This is a genomic window from Pseudomonas sp. NFR09 (assembly GCF_900111535.1).
In the GTDB taxonomy this organism is placed as follows: domain Bacteria; phylum Pseudomonadota; class Gammaproteobacteria; order Pseudomonadales; family Pseudomonadaceae; genus Aquipseudomonas; species Aquipseudomonas extremorientalis.
Genome location: NZ_FOIH01000006.1, coordinates 315320 through 332250, shown reverse-complemented (window position 1 = coordinate 332250; position 16931 = coordinate 315320). Strand labels below are relative to the sequence as shown.

Genomic DNA, 16931 nt, shown 5'->3' with positions numbered 1-16931 from the left:
GCACTGCCATGAGCAATAACCTGCTGAGTATTCCTTGCACCACCATCAAGGGTGAGCAAAAGACCTTGGCCGATTTCGCCGGCAAGGCCATCCTCGTGGTCAACACCGCCAGCAAGTGCGGCTTCACCCCGCAGTACAAAGGCCTGGAGCAACTCTGGCAGCAGTACAAGGACCAGGGTTTGGTGGTATTGGGTTTTCCTTGCAACCAGTTCGGCAAGCAAGAGCCCGGTAACGAAGGCGCGATTTCCGAATTCTGCGAGCTGAATTTTGGTGTCAGCTTCCCGCTGTTCAAAAAGATCGACGTGAATGGCAGCGACGCCCACCCTTTGTTCGTACAGCTGAAAAAGCAGGCACCGGGTCTGCTGGGTTCCAAGGGGATCAAGTGGAACTTCACCAAGTTCCTGATCGGTCGTGACGGCCAGGTGGTGAAGCGTTTTGCCCCGACCACCAAGCCCCAGGACCTCACCCAAGAGATCGAAGCCCTGCTCAAATGACTGTCTCCCTGGCGCTCGACCATCAACTGTGTTTCAAGCTCTACGCAGCTTCCCGGGCGGTGACCCGAGCCTACAAGCCGATGCTCGATCAACTGGGCCTGACCTACCCGCAGTACCTGGTGATGCTGGTGCTATGGGAGTGGCATGCCACGACGCCGGCGCTACCCACGGTCAAGGCCTTGGGGGAGCGCCTGATGCTCGACTCTGGCACGCTCACGCCGCTGCTCAAGCGCCTCGAGCAGCTCGGCTGGGTCAGGCGTCAACGCAGCGCCAGGGATGAGCGCGAAGTGCACCTGAGCCTGAGCGAAAGCGGTGTGCAATTGCGCGACCAGGCCCATGGCCTGAAAACCCGGCTGCTGTGCGACAGCGGCATCGACCTGAACCAGGCCGACATGTTGCGCGATGGCCTGGACCAGTTGCTCCGGCAGATCAAAGACTTGTCGCCTTCGGCACCCATAGATCCAGCAAGCCGCTGAGCTCCTCGCGGCGAAATGGCTTGGCCAGGTAGTCATTCATGCCTGCAGCCCGGCAACGCTCGCGTTCTTCCGACAGGGCGTTGGCGGTCAGTGCGACAATCGGCAGGTCCGGCCAGCGCCCGCTGCGACGGATCTGTCGGCTGGCCTCGTAACCATCCATCACTGGCATATTGCAGTCCATCAGCACCATGTCGAAGGGTTGTTCCTCAAGAAACCTGAGTGCTTCGCCACCGTGGGCGGCCACGATCACCTCACACCCCAGTTTGCTGAGCATGCCCTTGGCCACCAGTTGGTTGACCGGGTTGTCCTCCACCAGCAGGATGCGCGCCCGGTGCATCAGGGGCGCGGCGTCCATCTGGATCGGGTCGAGGATCAGTTGCGCTTCGCTGCGCAGGTTGCGTTGCAGGATCTGATACAGCGCGTTGCGGCTCAATGGGCGCGCCTGTTGCTGCAACGGCGCCAGTGCCGCGACTTCTTCGCTGGGCATGAAATTGCCATAGGCGGTCACCAGCAGGATCGGCGCGCTAATGGCGGGGCGCAGGCGGAACAGGCATTCGGGGCAGTCGGTGATCAGCAGGTCCGGGGCTTGTCCGCTCAAGTCATCGTCTTGCGTGTAGCAGTGCGGTGTCAGCCCCCAGTGGGGCAGCAGGGTGGTGAGCAGCTCTGTGAGGCCACTGCCGGCACTGGTAATGGCGATGACTTCCCCCTTGAGCGGTGTCGGTTGCACCGCAGGCAAATGGGTCGGCAATGGCAGGTCGGCGCAGAACTGGCTGCCGAAGCCCACCTCCGAGCTGATGCTCAAGCGGCCCTGCATCGCTTCACACAGGTTGTGCGTCAACGCCAGGCCCAGGCCCGTGCCGCCAAACTGGCGGGTGATGCCGGCGCCGGCCTGGGTGAAGGGTTGGAAGATCTTCACCTGAGCTTCCTGCGCAATGCCGATGCCGGTATCACACACCTCGATGCGTACCCGGCCCTCCTGCGCGCTGAGGCGAACATCCACACGGCCGAAGCGGGTGAATTTCAAGGCGTTGGACAGCAGGTTACTGACGATTTGCCGCACGCGGGTCGGGTCGCCCAAGACCTGGGCGGGAAACTGCGGGTCGATCAGGCAGGTCAGTTCGACGCTCGGCGCCGCGTTCTGCGACAACAGGTTGGCGGTGTCTTCCACCAGTGAGCCCAAATCGAACGGGATGCGCTCCAGCTCCAACTGGCCGGCGTCGAACTTGGAGAGGTCGAGGATATCGTTGAGCAGCTCCACCAGCACTTTGCCAGAGTCATGGGCAATGGACAGTTGCTGGCGTTGCTCGGCGTTGAGTGGGCTGTCCAGCGACAGCGCGATCATCCCCAGCAGGCCATTGAGCGGGGTGCGAATCTCATGGCTCATGTTGGCCAGGAAGGCCGCCCGCGCCTGGGCCATGCCCAGTGCATGCATCTTTGCGGCTTCCAGTTCGTCGTTGGACTGGCTCAGTCGCTGGTTGCTGGCCTTGAGCTCCAGGGTGCGGGCAGAGACGATATCTTCCAGTTGCCCCAGGTATTCGGTCAGCCGATCTTCAGCGTGACGGCGTTGCTGGATCTCTGTCTCCATGTTTTCGAACTGCTGGTTGGCGACGTTCACGAGCACGCCGATTTCGTCGTGCTCGTGGCCCGGTGGGCAGTCCAGGCGGGCCTGCCGGCGATTGCTCAGCTCGCGGATAATGCGCACCAGAGGCTGGGTCAACATCACGTAGAACAAGCCCAGCAGGATGCCGGTCAGCAACAGGCTGCGGGCGAAGCCGTTGAGTAGCGTGATCTCGGCACGGCGCAGAAAGCGGCTGCCAAAGGCGTAGGTATCCACATCCAGGCGCAGCACGCCAAGGGATTCGTTGGGCATGTGGCTGAGGAACAGCCGATCCTCAAACTGACGGTTGGCACCGAACAGGAAGTCGCTGATAGGGCGGTAGGTGCTTTCTTTGCGCGGTCGGTCGACATCGGCCAGCACCACGCCGTTGTTGTCGATCAACTGGGCGTGAACGATGGCGGGGGAGTGCAAAAGGCCCAGGGTCAGTTCCTGGGCCAGTTCGGCGTCGATGTTGTAGGCGATGCGTGACGCGGGGTTGTGGCTGATTTCGATCAGCGAGCGAATTTCACGGTTGATGGATGCGTCTTCGCTGGCATAATCAATACCGATCTGGATCAGGCTGAGCAAGGTTCCCAAGACGAAACCGACCAGCACAGTCAATCTGGCTTGTTTATAAGACAAGCGGTGGGCGAACTTGATATCCATCGAGTGTTGAACCACTTCACGTTTCCCTTCGCCCGGCAAGCATAGCTGAACATCCACAAGCTCTGGCTTACCCGGCATGAATCGTTTTTTACGCAGCCTCGTGCGGTCTGCCGCAGGGTTGCCAATACGCCATCTTTTGCAAGAACGTGCCAGAGGAATAATCGTGGACTCTCGATTGAATGCCTTTCTTGAACGGGCTGAAACCGTGCTCGCCCGCCTGGAGCCATTGTTGCCCGCGCCGCGCCAGGCCATCGATTGGAACCAGTGCCTGGCGGCGCGCTGGCAGCGCGAAGGCCGCAGTGGTTTCCTGTTGCCGCTGGACGTGAGCCTGGACATGCGCCTGTCCGACCTGATTGGCGTGGACAAGCAACGTGAAACACTGGCGCGCAATACCCAGCAATTTATCGATGGCCTGCCCGCCAACCATGCACTGCTGTGGGGTTCGCGCGGCACGGGTAAATCGTCCATGGTGCGCGCGTTGCTGGCCCAGCACGCCAAGGCGGGCCTGCGCCTGATCGAAATCGAGCGTGATCATCTCGCTGATCTGCCGCGTGTGGTCGAGCAACTGATCAAGTTGCCGCAGCGCTTTATCCTGTTCTGTGATGACCTGTCGTTCGAGGCCGGCGAAGGCGATTACCGCGTGCTGAAAAGCGTGCTGGACGGCTCCCTCGAACAGGCTCCGGAAAACGTACTGCTGTACGCGACTTCCAACCGCCGTCACCTGGTCCCGGAGAACCAAAGCGACAATGACAACTGGAAACGCGTGGATGGCGAGTTGCACCCCAGCGAAGCGGTGGAAGACAAAATTGCCTTGTCCGACCGTTTTGGCCTGTGGCTGTCGTTCTATCCGTTTACCCAGGAGCATTTCCTGGATGTGGTGGAGCACTGGATCGGCGAGCTGGCGAGCAAGGCCGGTTTGCAATGGCAGCGCGATGAAGCCCTCGACATACTCGCCGTGCGCTGGGCGACCGGACGCGGTAACCGCAACGGCCGTTGCGCGTACCAATTTGCCCGTTACTGGGTAGGCCTTAAATTGTTGGAGCTTCAACCATGATCAATCTACACAGCGCTGGCACCGGCCTGGATGGCTATCCGATGCTCTGCGCGCAACTGGAGTCGCTGCTGGCCGATGAGCGCGACTTCATCGCCAACAGTGCGCAGTTTTCTGCGTTTCTGTTCAATCAGCTGGACGACTTGAACTGGGCCGGCTTCTATCTCAACCGCAATGAAGAACTGGTGCTCGGACCGTTCCAGGGCCAGATCGCCTGTGTGCGCATTCCCTTCGGTCGCGGGGTCTGCGGGGCGGCGGCCGTAACGCGGCAAACCCAGCGGGTGGAGGATGTGCATGCGTTTCCCGGGCACATTGCCTGCGACAGCGCATCGAACAGTGAGCTGGTGGTGCCTTTGGTCAAGGACGGCAAGCTGGTTGGCGTTCTTGACCTCGACAGCCCGTCGCTTGCACGCTTTACGCTCCAGGACCAGGCGGGCATTGAACAGCTGGCAGCGATTTTCCTGCGTCTGACCGACTGCTGATCACGCAAGGGGCAGCAATGCCCCTTACTGACCCTCTAGGCTGTGGAGCTGCACTTGCAGCAACCTTTCCAGTTCCAACATGAACTTTTCCAGGGTTTTCGCACCCGCCTCGATTAACGTCCAGTCATCGCCACGGGCACACGCCTGTTCGAGGGCTTCACACTGCCCGGCCAATGAGGCCGCCTGAACAATACGGGCGGCACCCTTGATCTTGTGGGCCTGCTCAATGATCTCCTGAAGCGGGGCGTGTGCGGTTATCAGTGCGGTCAGTGCCTGGCGATCGTTCCGGCTGCTGCTCAACAGCTCCTCCAGCAGTCGCCTATTCAGCTGTGGGTCGCCGCCGGTCAAGGCCTCGAAGTTGCCAAGGTCCAGGTGCAACTCCACTGTTTGAGGGGCGATCTGCGCCAGTTGTCGCTCCAGAGTCGTGAGGCTGATGGGTTTGAACAGGCAATCGTTCATACCGGCCTGAGCACAGCGTTGTTTCTCTTCAGGCTGTGCATTGGCGGTAAACCCAAGCACCACGCACGGTGGCAGTTGCTCGCGCTGTTCGTATTCGCGGATCGAACGACTCAACTCGTAGCCATTCATGATAGGCATGTTGCAGTCGGCGATGACCAGGTCGAAGCGTTCCTGGCGCCAGGCCTGGAAACCGGCTGCGCCATTCTGGGCTGCCGTGAACTGGTGGCCCAGGTAGCCCAGTTGCTGGCACATCAGCAAGCGGTTGGCGGGATGGTCGTCCACCACCAGCACATTGAGTACCGGCGTGGTTGCGGGCTTCTCGGGTTTCTGTTCATCGGCTGCCTGTTCCGGCAGCAGTCGCGGCATTCGCAGGTTGACATGCACCTGGGTGCCCACCATGGGCACGCTGCTCAGGCTCAGTTCTCCGCCCATCATTGCGCACAGGCTGCGGCAGATCACTAGCCCCAGGCCCGCGCCGCTCCTGGCGAGCTGCCCGGAATTGTCGGCCTGGGCAAAGGGTTCGAACAGGCGTTTCTGATCGTCGCGGCTGATACCTATCCCGGTATCCTCCACCACCAGCTTCATCTCGACCTGTTGCGCCAGTTCGGTGCGCAATACTTCGACGCGGATTTTTACCTGGCCACGTTCGGTGAACTTGATGGCATTGCTGATCAGGTTCGACAGCACCTGCTTGAAGCGCAGCGGGTCGATCAGGACTTCGGTGTCGTCCTGGTCGGGCTTGAACTCTAGGGACAGGCTGAGGGTTTTCTGGCGCGCCAGGCCGTCGAAGACACGCACCACCGACTCGATCACCTCGCGCAGGTTGACCCGTTCCGGCGCCAGGCTCAGGCGGCCGGATTCGATACGTGCGATGTCCAGGATATCGCCGATCAGCTCCAGCAGATCCTTGGCCGAGTTGTAGGCAACTTCGATGGCCGGGCGATCCAGGTGGCCATGGTCGGCGCGTTTGAGGGTCAGCTCCAGCATGCCGATCACTGCGTTCATCGGCGTGCGTATTTCATGGCTCATGGTAGCGAGGAACGTGCTCTTGGCCCGATTGGCTTCGTCGGCGCGCTCTTTGGCCGCGCGGATCTCATCGAACAATTGGCGGCGCTCGCTGATGTCAATCCAGCCACCGATGATTCCCTGCACCTCCCCGGTAGAGTCGCGGTAGGGCAGAATCCAATGATAGATCGTCAGTTTCTTCCCGCGAATATGCAGGGTGCGGTCCAGGATCAGCGGGTTACCTTCGGCCATTACCCGCTGGTAGTCGGCATGGTACTGCTCCGCGTCCGTCTCGAGGGCTTCGCTCATCTGCAGGGCACTTTTGCCGATCACGTCCTCCCGTTTGACTTCGAACACTTGCAGGTAGCTGTCATTGCATGTCTGCAGCAGGCCTTTACGATCGCGCACATAGATGGGGTGCGGGGTTTCATTGACCAGCGCGCGCATGAATTCGAACTGATCGTTGAGGGCACGCTCGGCCATCTTGCGGTGCTTGATCTGACGGCGCATGTAGGCGTTCCAGGCCAGGGAGATCAGCAGTAGCAGCCCGGTGCCGATGATGATACGGGCTATCAGTTGGTGGTAGTTGCGCCAATAACTGTCGGAGGCGGCGGTGTAGCCCCGCCAGCGGCTGTTGATCACCCCCAGTTCATCCGGAGCGATGCTCAACAAGGCCTTGTCGAGAATCGAGCTGAGTTCGGTGGCGCTACGGGATGTGGCCAGGGCAAACGTGGCCGGGAAGGTGCCGATGCTCGTGCTCATCTGCAGCTTGTCCTGGAACACCTGGGACGACAGGAAGTAGTTGGCGACTACCAGGGAGTTCACCGCGCCTTCCACGTGTCCCTGGGCCAACAGTTCCGAAGCCTTGAAGGTGTCGCTGGCTTTGACCAGTTGGACCTGGGGAAAATCGCGACGAAGAATAGCCTCCAGAGGATTGCCTGGCGTGATTGCCAGGCGTTTGCCGGCCATCTGCTCCAGGTTCGAGGGTGCATTGGGTTCTTTGCGTGTCAGCAGGACATAGGAGTTTTCCAGGTAGGGGCGGCTGAAGTTCAGTTGCGCCTCCCGCTCGGCGCTGGGCACGATGGCACCGATGATGTCGGCCTTGCCGGTGTCCACCTGCTCGATCATTGCGTTGACGTCGCGTTCGCGCTGGATCTCGAAGCGCAGCCCGGTGCGCAGGCGGACCAATTCCAGCAGGTCGGCGGTGATGCCGCGGAAGTTGCCATCGGCATCGAAAAAGGTCAGTGGTGCGAAGGTTTCATTCACGACCACCTTGACTACCGGATGGTCTTTCAACCAGCGCTCTTCACGTTGGGTCAGTTGCAGCTTCTGGTCGGACAGCAAGATGTCGCTGCCGGCACTCCAGCGCTTGGCGATCATTTCCCGTTCGTTCATGGGCACGGTGGTCAGAACCGCGTCGACAATACTCAAGAGGGTGCGTTGATGTTGGGACATGGCGAAGCTGAACCCGTAGGCTTCGTGTTTACCGAAGTTGGCCATGCGGATGTTCTTCAGGTAACCCTTGTTGATCATGTAATGGGTGGAAATGGTATCGCCAAGGAAGACGTCTGCCTGGTCGAACGCCACCGCATTCAGGGCATTTTGATAAGAGGGGTAGGCACGGATGATTGCCTTGGGGTACAGCTTTTCCACTTCCGCCAAGGGCAGGTAGTGGTAGACCAGGGCCAGGCGCATGCCGGCCAGGCCATCGTTCAGGCTGCGGGTTTCACCTTCGCGGGTGACCAGCACCGGTTGGTCGACGGCATAGGGTTCGGACAGCGTGAGATTCGGGTTCGCCGCCTCGAAGCCGTTGGAGGAGCCCAGTAAATCGATATCCCCGATTTCGAGCGCACGGATGGCCGCTTCACGGGAAGGGTAGCGCAGTACCTTCACTGGCAAGGCCAGCGCCTTGGCCAACAGGCCGGCGTAATCAGCGGTAAGTCCTTCGTAGTCGCGACCGCTGGACGTGAGGTCGAATGGAGGATAGTCAGGGGCCGCAGTGCCCAACACCAGTTCGCGCTTGTTTTGCAGCCATTGGCGCTGGGTCTTGTTAAGGTTTGTTTCCAGTTGAACGGAGCCTGCACGGCTCAACAAGGTGAAATGTTCCGGGCCCGTTTGATGGTTCGCGAGCACGGCGGTGCTGAAGCACAAACCGGCACTCAATATAATCAGATAGTCCTTTATACGCCTGGGCATCCGCTTTCTCACACTAGCGCGTTTCGTTTTGCCATCTCGATAAGTTCTACCAAGGATTTGGCTTGAAGTTTTTGCATCAGCCTCTTTTTGTAAGTGCTTACTGTTTTGTTGCTCAGAAACATACCTTTTGCAATTTCCTTGTTGGTGCGGCCTTGTGCAAAAAGTTGCAAAACCATAAGTTCGCGGTCGTTGACGTTCTTGAACAGTTCAAGTTCCTGGGACTCGACGCCGTCTGCACCGCTGCTGTTCAGCGCCTGGCTGGGGAAGTAGTTGTAGCCGGACAACACCGCGCGGATGGCACTCAGCAATTCGCTCAGGTCGCCTTCCTTGCACACGTAGCCGTCGGCGCCCGAGCGCATGCAGCGTGTGGCGAACAAGGTGGGGGATTGGGCCGTCAGGATCAGGGTTTTCATCTGCGTGTTCATGGCATTGAACCGGCAGAGCACCTCGAGCCCGTCGAGCTTGGGGATGCTGATATCGAGGATGATGAGGTCAGGCAAGCATTCGCGGACCATTTGTATGGCATCGCATCCGTTGTCTGTTTCTCCCACCACTTTGTAACCTTCGTGTTCCAACAACATTCGGATGGCAAGCCGTATAACCGGGTGGTCATCGATAATAAAAACTGAGTTCATGATCACATTCCGTGCAAGTGCAAATAAAGCGGGCACATTAGCTCAGAAGGGGAGGCAGGAGCATGAGCTCAGGGGGGAGTAGATATAAAACAGGAAAGTTCCTACATTAAAAAAGGTAAATACCTACACGTTGCTCAGGCTGTGCGAAGTGATATGCCTGCGCTTGTGAGGTGAATGAATTAAATGGTGCCGCTATAGAATTAGCTGGCTCGGCACAGAGCTTTTTCTTCGGGCCCTGACGTTTAAAATCCTACATGTGCGATCTGAGTAATGGGCAGATCAAACGTGCCAGCTCATCTTTGTTCAGCGGCTTTGACAAATAGCCGAGCAATGGCAGGCCACGGTCCACCGCTTGGGCGATCAGGGCCGCGAGTTCTGTCGCGGGCAGTCCGCTCAGGAGGATGGCAGTTGTGGTAAAGCGTCGGCGACTGGCGATTTCAATCAGCTCGAGTCCCGGCAGGTCGGGCAGGCATTGATCGCACAGGATGATGTCGAAGGGTATCTCGGCCCGCGACATCAAACAGATAGCCTGTTCGGCGTTCTCGGCCGGGGTTACCCGTGCAAAGCCGAAGCTTCTGAGCAGGCACTGGGTGGCGAGGAGTTGAAAGGGATGATCCTCCACCAGCAGGATACGAAGCGGATAACTGGGCATTGGGGGCACACGGTGAGTCAAGCGTCGATGGAGGGCGCGTAGGAACTGTTCGCCTGGGTCGCCCGGAGCGTGCGTGATTATTCAGCAGGTGCCTGTGCGAATTCGATCAGGCCGCTCTGTTCCCTTCGTAGGTCGATTCCTCTCGGATAACAGGCGGCTTGATCGTACTCGTCATTGGGGACTGGAGCGCCCGGTCATTTCCCGGGCCATTTCGGTGGCATAGCTGTCGGTCATGCCGGCGATGAAGTCGATCATGCGCAGGAACGAGGCGTGCAAAGGCCATTGGGGATTTGGCGCGTTGTTACCCAGCAGGTCGAGAATGCGCCGATTCTTGAACGACGGCGTACGCCCGCCATGCTGCTCCAGGGCTGCGCCGCAAAAGGCGTTCAGCAGAATTTCCAAGGTGGTGTAGGCGCCGATTTCATGCAATGTCTTGCGCTTGTCCTGGAAGATCTTCTTGCGCGCCATGTCCTTGGCGTCCAGCACGCAACGCTTGGCCGGGCCGTGCATGTGCTCCACCAGGTCGCCGGGCAGGGTACCGGCGAGCAAGGCATCCTGTTGTTCGACAAAGGCCCGCGCGGCCGCGTTGGTCAGGTGTTCGATAGCCTTGCCCCGCAGGATCGCCAGCTTGCGCCGCCGGGAGTCCTGCGCGCCGAGTTGGCGATAGGTCTGCGGCAGGTCATCGCCTACCAGGTCCAGCAGCAGCGACTCGACCTCGGTGTACTCCAGCAACTCCATTTCCAGGCCGTCTTCCAGGTCGATCAGGGCGTAGCAGATGTCATCTGCTGCCTCCATCAGATACACCAGCGGATGCCGGGCCCAGCGCTGTTCTTCGAGTTGCGGCAGGCCGAGCTTGTGGGCGATCTGCTCGAGGATCGGCAGTTCGCTCTGGTAACAGCCGAACTTGTGTTTCTTGTAGCCCAGGGAGTCGGCGTGGCGGGCGGTCCAAGGGTATTTCAGGTAAGTGCCCAGGGTGGCGTAGGTCAACCGCGTGCCACCGTCGAACTGGTGATATTCAAGCTGGGTGAGCACGCGGAAGCCTTGGGCGTTGCCTTCGAAATTGAGGAAGTCATTACGCTCGGCGCTGCTCATGTCATCCAGCCAACCGCGGCCTGCGGCCTGCTGGAACCAATGGCGGATGGCGTCTTCGCCGGAGTGCCCGAACGGGGGGTTGCCGATGTCATGGGCCAGGCAGGCCGATTGCACCACCATGCCCAGGTCGCTCGGGTCGCACCAGTCGGGCAGGGCGCTGCGCAACGTTTCGCCGACGCGCATGCCGAGGGAGCGGCCTACGCAGCTCACCTCCAGGGAATGGGTCAGGCGGGTGTGAATGTGGTCGTTGCTGGAGACCGGGTGCACTTGGGTCTTGCGGCCCAGGCGGCGAAATGCGCCAGAGAAGATAATACGGTCATGGTCTTTGTGGAACGGGCTACGGCCCAGTTCTTCCGGGCTGTGCAGCGGTTTGCCTAGACGTTCGCGAGTCAGCAGGGTGGGCCAATCCAAGGCGGGTACTCTCCGTGCGGTGAATGACCCTCCCAGCTTCCCGGTTCAGCGCGGGCTGGGCAAGCGAAAATCTACAGCCCGGCCGCGTCGATATCGATTAACAGCAAACGCTGACCGTTATCAAAGAACTGTCCGGCGGTGAGGCAATACTGGTTGGTGGTCGCGTCGCGGTAGGTCGAGGAGAGGGTCAGACGACGCTCGTCCCACCCTTCGGCCAACAGGTGATAGAAATACGGGCGCCACGACCAGTTATGGCCCAGATAAAGGCTGTCGGCCTGCCAGGCGTCCTGGCGCCATTCGAAATTGGGCGTCAGCTGAGTGCCGTGTCGGTCGCATTGGTAGAAGCGCAGCAGCCAGGGGAACGCCGGCAGTTGGGGTAATTGGCTCAGCGGCGCCTGTGCCTGGGCCCAGGTTTGCAGGATTTTCATCAGCTCGGCCAATTGCTGGCGCAATTGCATGATGCGCCCGCGTTCCGCCAGTTTTTGCTGAACGTAGGCGGTGCGCAACTCTGCAAAACGCGGCACGAAGGCGTCGGCGGCAAACCAGTCCAACTGTGCCTGGGCAAACAGATAGCCCTGCACATAACGCGAGCCGCACTCCAGGGCGAAGCTCAACTGTGCTTCGGTTTCCACGCCTTCGGCAATGATCCAGCAGCCGGTTTTCTCGGCCATCTGCGCCAGCGCCCGCACCACTTCGCTGCTCGGCCCGCCGCGGGCGGCTTCCTGGAACAGGCGCATGTCCAGCTTGAGAATGTCTGGTTGCAATGCCAGCACCCGGTCGAGCTGAGAATAGCCGGCGCCGAAGTCATCGATGGCGATACGCGCACCGGCCTCGCGGTAACGCGCGACCACGTCAGCCAGGCGCTGGATGTCGCCACCCAGTTCGGTGATCTCGAACACGATCCGTCGCGGGTCGACACCATGGCTGTGAATCTGTTTCAGGCTCGGCAGGGCTTGGCCCGGACGCAGGCGGTTGATCCAGCGCGGCGAGATGTTCAGGCTCAGGAACCAGTCGGCGGGTGCTTCATGCAAGCGGCTCAGGGCATTGTCGCGAATCTGCCGGTCGAGACGGCGCAAGGTCACGCCTGGGGTGCGCGGGTCGGCGAACAGCGGCCCCACCGATTGCAGGCGCCCGTCGGCCTGGCGCAGGCGGCCGAGGGCCTCGACACCGGCGATGCGGCCAGTGGCGGTATCGATAAACGGCTGGAAGCAGGCGAGCGGTTGCCCGTCGATCACGGGGCCTCCTTAAGCGAGGTGGCTGAAAAAAGGCCCGGCCCTCGAAAACGAGGGCCGGGCCGATTCTGTTAGCAAGAATGCAGCCAGCCAGGCTCAACTTTTGCGCGAAGTGCCCTGCATGGCCAATTTGATCAGCGGGATCAACCCGGCACCGAGACGCACCAGGCGTGTCAGGCTGCTGATACCGCCGCCCTTGGCGCCTTTGCCGGTGAAAAAGCCCATCAGCGTCACCGCAGCCACGCCCCACAGCGGCGCGTGCTTGATGCCAAGGCTGTCCTGCCAGTTACTGCCCAGGTTGCGCACCTTGTTCAACGGCAGCATCAGTTGCTGGGACTCGTGGCGGATTTCCTGACGGTGCATTTCCATGCGCAGCCTGATCAACGCTTTGCGCATTTCCCGCCGTGACGTGTTTTTTGGCATTTCAGTCAGGCTCATGGCAGCAGACGCTCCCGGTCATTGGCCAGCTCTTCGAGGGTGGCGTGGAATGGCGTGGATTCATCGAACACCGCCGCTTTCAAGCGTACCCCGCAAAAGGCTGCGGCCAGGCTGTAGAACACGCAGAGGCAGATGATTCCGGTCAGGCGGTAGCCGGTGTCCCAGACCAGGATCATCACCAGTGTCGACAACCCCACCAGCAACAGCAGTGCAAACACCAGCGCCAGGCCGGCAAACAGCAGCAGGCTGACGGTGCGAGCCTTCTGTTCCTGCAATTCGATGCCGAACAACTCGACGTGGCTGTGCAGCAAGCCCAGCACGGCTGCGCCCAGGCGCCTTGAAGTCGTCCCCGTGGACGAGCCGGTTTCGCCGATAGACATGATTAGCGCCTTGTGGCCAGCAGGCCGATCAGAAAGCCCACGCCGGCGGCAATGCCCACCGACTGCCAAGGGTTGGCTTGCACGTAATCTTCAGTCGCAGTGACCGCCGCCTGGCCGCGTTCACGCAGCGAGTCTTCAGTCTGCTTGAGGGTTTCGCGGGCCTGGAGCAGGGTATCGTGGATCTTGGCCCGTAGCTCATCAGCCTGGTCACCGGCGAGCACTTTGGTGTCGTCCAGCAACCTTTCGGTATCAGTCACCAGGGTTTGAAAATCCGCCATCAATATTTCTTGAGCAGTCTTTGCAGTTCTTCTGGCCATGGTTATCTCCGTGATGGGCTGTTTTGTACTTAGTGGTTTCGAGTCACCGGCGTCGGTGAAGGTTCAGTGCAATTGTGTGGTACAGCTTTTGCTTTGCCTTGGTGCGCAGGCCCCGGGGCCTGCGCCGAATCCGGGCGGTCGGGCAGGAAGCCTTGAAAAACCTTACCCTAAATAACTGAAACTCGCGGAAAAACCCTGTCGGCAACGGCCTGTTGTGTTGATCGCTGCGCTAAATCGGTTCATGCCCTCTGCAGAGGGGCGGGACCGGCGGTGCCAATTTAGTGCGCGCAACCCGGGCTTGAACCGCTTTGGTGCTTTTTGCCCTACTGCAGGCCTGCCAACTTCCATGGAAAATGTGCAAAGTGCAGTGGACACGCTTGTCCACAGCTCCAACACCCTGTTTATCCTGATCGGTGCGGTCATGGTCCTGGCCATGCACGCTGGCTTCGCCTTCCTCGAAGTCGGCACGGTGCGCCAGAAGAACCAGGTCAACGCCCTGTCGAAGATCCTCAGCGACTTCGCCATCTCCACCCTGGCCTATTTCTTTATAGGCTATTGGATCTCCTACGGGGTGAGCTTCATGCAACCGGCGGCAGTGATCAGCGCCGACCATGGCTACGGCCTGGTGAAGTTCTTCTTCTTGCTGACTTTCGCGGCAGCGATCCCGGCGATCATTTCCGGGGGGATTGCCGAGCGTGCACGGTTTGCGCCGCAACTCTGCGCAACCGCGTTGATCGTGGCGTTTATCTACCCGTTTTTCGAAGGCGTGGTGTGGAACGGCAATTTCGGTCTGCAGGCCTGGTTGCTCGCGACCTTCGGCGCCAGCTTCCATGATTTCGCCGGCTCGGTGGTGGTCCACGCCATGGGCGGCTGGCTGGCGCTGGCGGCGGTGTTGCTGCTTGGCCCGCGCAACGGGCGCTACCGCGAAGGGCGCCTGGTGGCGTTCGCGCCGTCGAGCATTCCGTTCCTGGCATTGGGGTCGTGGATCCTGATTGTCGGCTGGTTTGGTTTCAACGTGATGAGTGCGCAAACGTTGAATGGCGTCAGTGGCCTGGTGGCGGTCAACTCGCTGATGGCCATGGTTGGCGGCACCGTCGCGGCTTTGATCATCGGCCGCAACGATCCGGGTTTCCTGCATAACGGCCCGCTGGCCGGGCTGGTGGCCATCTGTGCGGGTTCCGACCTGATGCACCCGGTGGGCGCACTGGTCACTGGCGCAGTCGCCGGTGGTTTGTTCGTGTGGTTCTTTATCGCCGCCCAGGATCGCTGGAAGATCGACGACGTGCTGGGCGTGTGGCCGCTGCACGGCCTGTGCGGCGTGTGGGGTGGCATTGCCTGCGGCATCTTCGGCCAGACGGCATTGGGGGGCCTGGGCGGTGTTAGCCTGGTCAGCCAGCTGATCGGCACTGCCCTTGGTGTGCTGGTCGCGCTGGTCGGTGGCCTGCTGGTGTACGGCGTGATCAAGCGCGTGCACGGGCTGCGCCTGAGCCAGGAAGAGGAGTATTACGGCGCGGACCTGTCGATCCACAAGATCGGCGCGGTCAGTCAGGATTGATCGGCTCGTCTGCCTGGCGATAAAAACCGTGCAGCAGGCGGTAGCGGTTGTGTCGCACATCGTCAACCCGCGCCTGCACCTGTTGGTCCGGCAGGCCCAGCAGGATCAGGGCGTGGGAGGCGAGCATCAGGCTTGACTCCAACAGTTCGGGCACCACTTCGCTGGCGCCTGCGGCCTTCAGTTCAGCCAGTTGGCTGTCATCGCGGGTGCGCACCAGGATCGGCACTTCGGTGTTGATCCGGCGTGCTTCCTTCAACACCACCAGCGCGACATCGGTGTTGTCCACCGCAATCACCACCAACCGCGCGCGTTCCAGGCCGACCGCACTGAGCAAGGCGCCACGCCGGCAATCACCGTAGTGCACGCTGCTGTCTTCGGTGGCGGCTTCCTGTACCCGTTCCGGGTCGTCATCCAGAGCGATGAATGCCTGTTGTTCCTGGCGCAGAAAGCGCCCGATGGATTGGCCGACGCGACCATAGCCGCAGATCACCGCGTGACCGTGCAGCTCGGCGTTGAGCGCGGTGATGGCTTCCAGTTGTACTTGCTGGTTGGGCTTGCGGTGCAGGCGCAGGGCAATGCCCGGCGCGGCACGCAGCAGCAGCGGCGTCAGTAGCATCGAGCAGAAGGTGGCGGCGAGCAGCAAGCCGTTGAATTCATCCGGGATCAACCGGCTCTGTTGCATCTGTGCCATCAATGCAAAGCAGAACTCGCCGCCCTGGGCCAGCGCCAGGCCGCTGCGCCAGGCGGTTTCGCTGTCGCTGCCGCGCAGCTTGACCAGCGCGGCGACCACACAGCCCTTGACCAGCATCAGGGTGAGGGTCAGGGCGAGGATCAACAGGCTGTGGCTGACGAACAGTTGCAGGTCGATCAGCATACCGATGCTGACGAAAAACAGCCCCAGCAGGATGTCGCGAAACGGACGGATATCTGCCTCGATCTGATGGCGGTAGTGGCTTTCTCCCAGCAGCATGCCGGCCAGGAACGCGCCGAGGGCAGGGGAGAGCCCCAGCAGGTGGGTGAGCCAGGCGGTCAGCAACACAATCACCAGCGCCAGCAGTACAAACAACTCGGCCGAATGGGAGGCGGCGACTTCATGAAACAAGCGCGGCAACAACCAGCGACTGGCGAGCAGCAAGCCGACAAACAACACCACGGTCTTGCCCAGGGTCAGTGGCAGCGCCCAGTACCAGGCTTGTTCACCGGTGCCGGCAAACACCGGCACCAGGGTCAGCAACAGCACCGCTACCACATCCTGGAACAGCAACACGCCAATCGCGTTCTGGCCATGGCTGCTGAAGATTTCACCGAGGCTGGTCAACTCCTTGCTGACGATGGCCGTGGATGACAGCGCCAGCCCTGCGCCCAGTAACAACGCGACGCCTGGCGCCACACCCAGGATCATCAACAAGATGCCCAGCAGCGCCCCGCAGCCCAATACCTGCAAACTGCCCAGGCCAAACACCACGCGGCGCAGGGCGAGCATCTTGGTCAGGGAGAACTCCAGGCCCAGGGAGAACAGCAGGAACACCACGCCCAGTTCGGCGAGGTCGGGCAGCTCTTCGCTGTCATTCACCCAGTCCAGTGCGGTGGGTCCTACGGCCAGGCCGACGCACAAGTAGCCCAGCACCGGCGGCAGTTGCAGCCGGCGAAACAGCGCAATCACCACCAGGGATGAGGCCAGAATGATCAGCAGGTTGGCAAACACACGCATCTCCGTTGCAAGGGGGCAGGCAAAAAGCCGCGAGAATCGCTGAAACAGTTATAGGCCATGGTGACCTGGGTCAGGGTTTTTG

General features: G+C 60.7%; 15 protein-coding genes. 5 read left to right on the top strand and 10 right to left on the bottom strand.

Translation table 11 applies throughout. From position 1 onward, the window contains the following. Nucleotides 1–8: 8 nt before the first annotated feature. A complete protein-coding gene (locus BMX59_RS16005; protein WP_058427952.1) occupies nt 9–494 on the top strand; it encodes a glutathione peroxidase in 486 nt (161 codons plus the stop codon). Next, a complete protein-coding gene (locus tag BMX59_RS16000) occupies nt 491–970 on the top strand; it encodes a MarR family winged helix-turn-helix transcriptional regulator (protein ID WP_093123282.1) in 480 nt (159 codons plus the stop codon). The genes BMX59_RS16005 and BMX59_RS16000 overlap by 4 nt, the downstream gene beginning before the upstream one ends. Here BMX59_RS16000 and BMX59_RS15995 read toward each other — a convergent pair. Continuing rightward, a complete protein-coding gene (locus BMX59_RS15995; protein WP_071488508.1) occupies nt 924–3233 on the bottom strand; it encodes a hybrid sensor histidine kinase/response regulator in 2310 nt (769 codons plus the stop codon). The two genes, BMX59_RS16000 and BMX59_RS15995, sit on opposite strands and share 47 nt — an antisense overlap. A gap of 163 nt (nt 3234–3396) precedes the next feature. On the opposite strand from BMX59_RS15995, the gene BMX59_RS15990 reads away from it, so the two are divergent. Both BMX59_RS15990 and BMX59_RS15985 read left to right on the top strand, forming a co-directional pair. Next, on the top strand, nt 3397–4287 hold the full coding sequence (locus tag BMX59_RS15990; RefSeq protein ID WP_071488507.1) for an ATP-binding protein: 891 nt from the start codon (nt 3397–3399) through the stop codon (nt 4285–4287). After that, a complete protein-coding gene (locus tag BMX59_RS15985; protein WP_093123279.1) occupies nt 4284–4766 on the top strand; it encodes a GAF domain-containing protein in 483 nt (160 codons plus the stop codon). The genes BMX59_RS15990 and BMX59_RS15985 overlap by 4 nt, the downstream gene beginning before the upstream one ends. Nucleotides 4767–4790: 24 nt before the next feature. Here the strand turns inward: BMX59_RS15985 and BMX59_RS15980 are convergent, their stop codons facing one another. The 8 genes from BMX59_RS15980 to BMX59_RS15945 all read right to left on the bottom strand — a co-directional run bounded on the left by BMX59_RS15980 (nt 4791) and on the right by BMX59_RS15945 (nt 13583). After that, the gene (locus BMX59_RS15980; RefSeq protein WP_093123274.1) at nt 4791–8426 is read right to left on the bottom strand and encodes a transporter substrate-binding domain-containing protein; all 3636 of its coding nucleotides are present in this window, start codon (nt 8424–8426) and stop codon (nt 4791–4793) included. Between the two features lie 8 nt (nt 8427–8434). Next, a complete protein-coding gene (locus tag BMX59_RS15975; RefSeq protein ID WP_092247732.1) occupies nt 8435–9061 on the bottom strand; it encodes a response regulator transcription factor in 627 nt (208 codons plus the stop codon). Nucleotides 9062–9311: 250 nt separating this feature from the next. Beyond that, on the bottom strand, nt 9312–9713 hold the full coding sequence (locus tag BMX59_RS15970) for a response regulator (RefSeq protein WP_093123269.1): 402 nt from the start codon (nt 9711–9713) through the stop codon (nt 9312–9314). A gap of 171 nt (nt 9714–9884) precedes the next feature. Then, on the bottom strand, nt 9885–11216 hold the full coding sequence (locus tag BMX59_RS15965; protein ID WP_058427944.1) for a deoxyguanosinetriphosphate triphosphohydrolase: 1332 nt from the start codon (nt 11214–11216) through the stop codon (nt 9885–9887). A 71-nt stretch (nt 11217–11287) separates the two neighbouring features. Further along, nucleotides 11288–12451, bottom strand: coding sequence for an EAL domain-containing protein (locus tag BMX59_RS15960; RefSeq protein WP_071488502.1), 1164 nt, complete (start codon nt 12449–12451; stop codon nt 11288–11290). Between the two features lie 93 nt (nt 12452–12544). After that, entirely contained in the window at nt 12545–12886 is a 342-nt protein-coding gene (locus BMX59_RS15955; protein WP_092247738.1) for a hypothetical protein, read from the bottom strand. After that, nucleotides 12883–13266 (bottom strand): phage holin family protein, encoded by a 384-nt coding sequence (locus BMX59_RS15950; RefSeq protein WP_012723020.1) that lies wholly within the window; start codon nt 13264–13266, stop codon nt 12883–12885. The genes BMX59_RS15955 and BMX59_RS15950 overlap by 4 nt, the downstream gene beginning before the upstream one ends. A gap of 2 nt (nt 13267–13268) precedes the next feature. Continuing rightward, nucleotides 13269–13583, bottom strand: a complete 315-nt coding sequence (locus tag BMX59_RS15945) for an ElaB/YgaM/YqjD family protein (RefSeq protein ID WP_012723021.1) — start codon at nt 13581–13583, stop codon at nt 13269–13271. A 346-nt stretch (nt 13584–13929) separates the two neighbouring features. Here BMX59_RS15945 and BMX59_RS15935 point away from each other — a divergent pair, with 346 nt between their 5' ends. Beyond that, nucleotides 13930–15138, top strand: coding sequence for an ammonium transporter (locus tag BMX59_RS15935; protein WP_071488501.1), 1209 nt, complete (start codon nt 13930–13932; stop codon nt 15136–15138). Here BMX59_RS15935 and BMX59_RS15930 read toward each other — a convergent pair. Then, nucleotides 15125–16849, bottom strand: a complete 1725-nt coding sequence (locus BMX59_RS15930) for a cation:proton antiporter (protein WP_083351560.1) — start codon at nt 16847–16849, stop codon at nt 15125–15127. The genes BMX59_RS15935 and BMX59_RS15930 overlap by 14 nt on opposite strands. Nucleotides 16850–16931 lie beyond the last annotated feature (82 nt).

Excerpts from the sequence above, each read along its gene's own strand:
- BMX59_RS16005 (WP_058427952.1), top strand. The coding sequence starts at position 9 with ATGAGCAATAACCTGCTGAGTATTCCTTGCACCACCATCAAGGGTGAG.
- BMX59_RS16000 (WP_093123282.1), top strand. The coding sequence starts at position 491 with ATGACTGTCTCCCTGGCGCTCGACCATCAACTGTGTTTCAAGCTCTAC.
- BMX59_RS15995 (WP_071488508.1), bottom strand. The coding sequence starts at position 3,233 with ATGGATATCAAGTTCGCCCACCGCTTGTCTTATAAACAAGCCAGATTG.
- BMX59_RS15985 (WP_093123279.1), top strand. The coding sequence starts at position 4,284 with ATGATCAATCTACACAGCGCTGGCACCGGCCTGGATGGCTATCCGATG.
- BMX59_RS15980 (WP_093123274.1), bottom strand. The coding sequence starts at position 8,426 with ATGCCCAGGCGTATAAAGGACTATCTGATTATATTGAGTGCCGGTTTG.
- BMX59_RS15975 (WP_092247732.1), bottom strand. The coding sequence starts at position 9,061 with ATGAACTCAGTTTTTATTATCGATGACCACCCGGTTATACGGCTTGCC.
- BMX59_RS15970 (WP_093123269.1), bottom strand. The coding sequence starts at position 9,713 with ATGCCCAGTTATCCGCTTCGTATCCTGCTGGTGGAGGATCATCCCTTT.
- BMX59_RS15955 (WP_092247738.1), bottom strand. The coding sequence starts at position 12,886 with ATGAGCCTGACTGAAATGCCAAAAAACACGTCACGGCGGGAAATGCGC.
- BMX59_RS15950 (WP_012723020.1), bottom strand. The coding sequence starts at position 13,266 with ATGTCTATCGGCGAAACCGGCTCGTCCACGGGGACGACTTCAAGGCGC.
- BMX59_RS15945 (WP_012723021.1), bottom strand. The coding sequence starts at position 13,583 with ATGGCCAGAAGAACTGCAAAGACTGCTCAAGAAATATTGATGGCGGAT.
- BMX59_RS15935 (WP_071488501.1), top strand. The coding sequence starts at position 13,930 with ATGGAAAATGTGCAAAGTGCAGTGGACACGCTTGTCCACAGCTCCAAC.
- BMX59_RS15930 (WP_083351560.1), bottom strand. The coding sequence starts at position 16,849 with ATGCGTGTGTTTGCCAACCTGCTGATCATTCTGGCCTCATCCCTGGTG.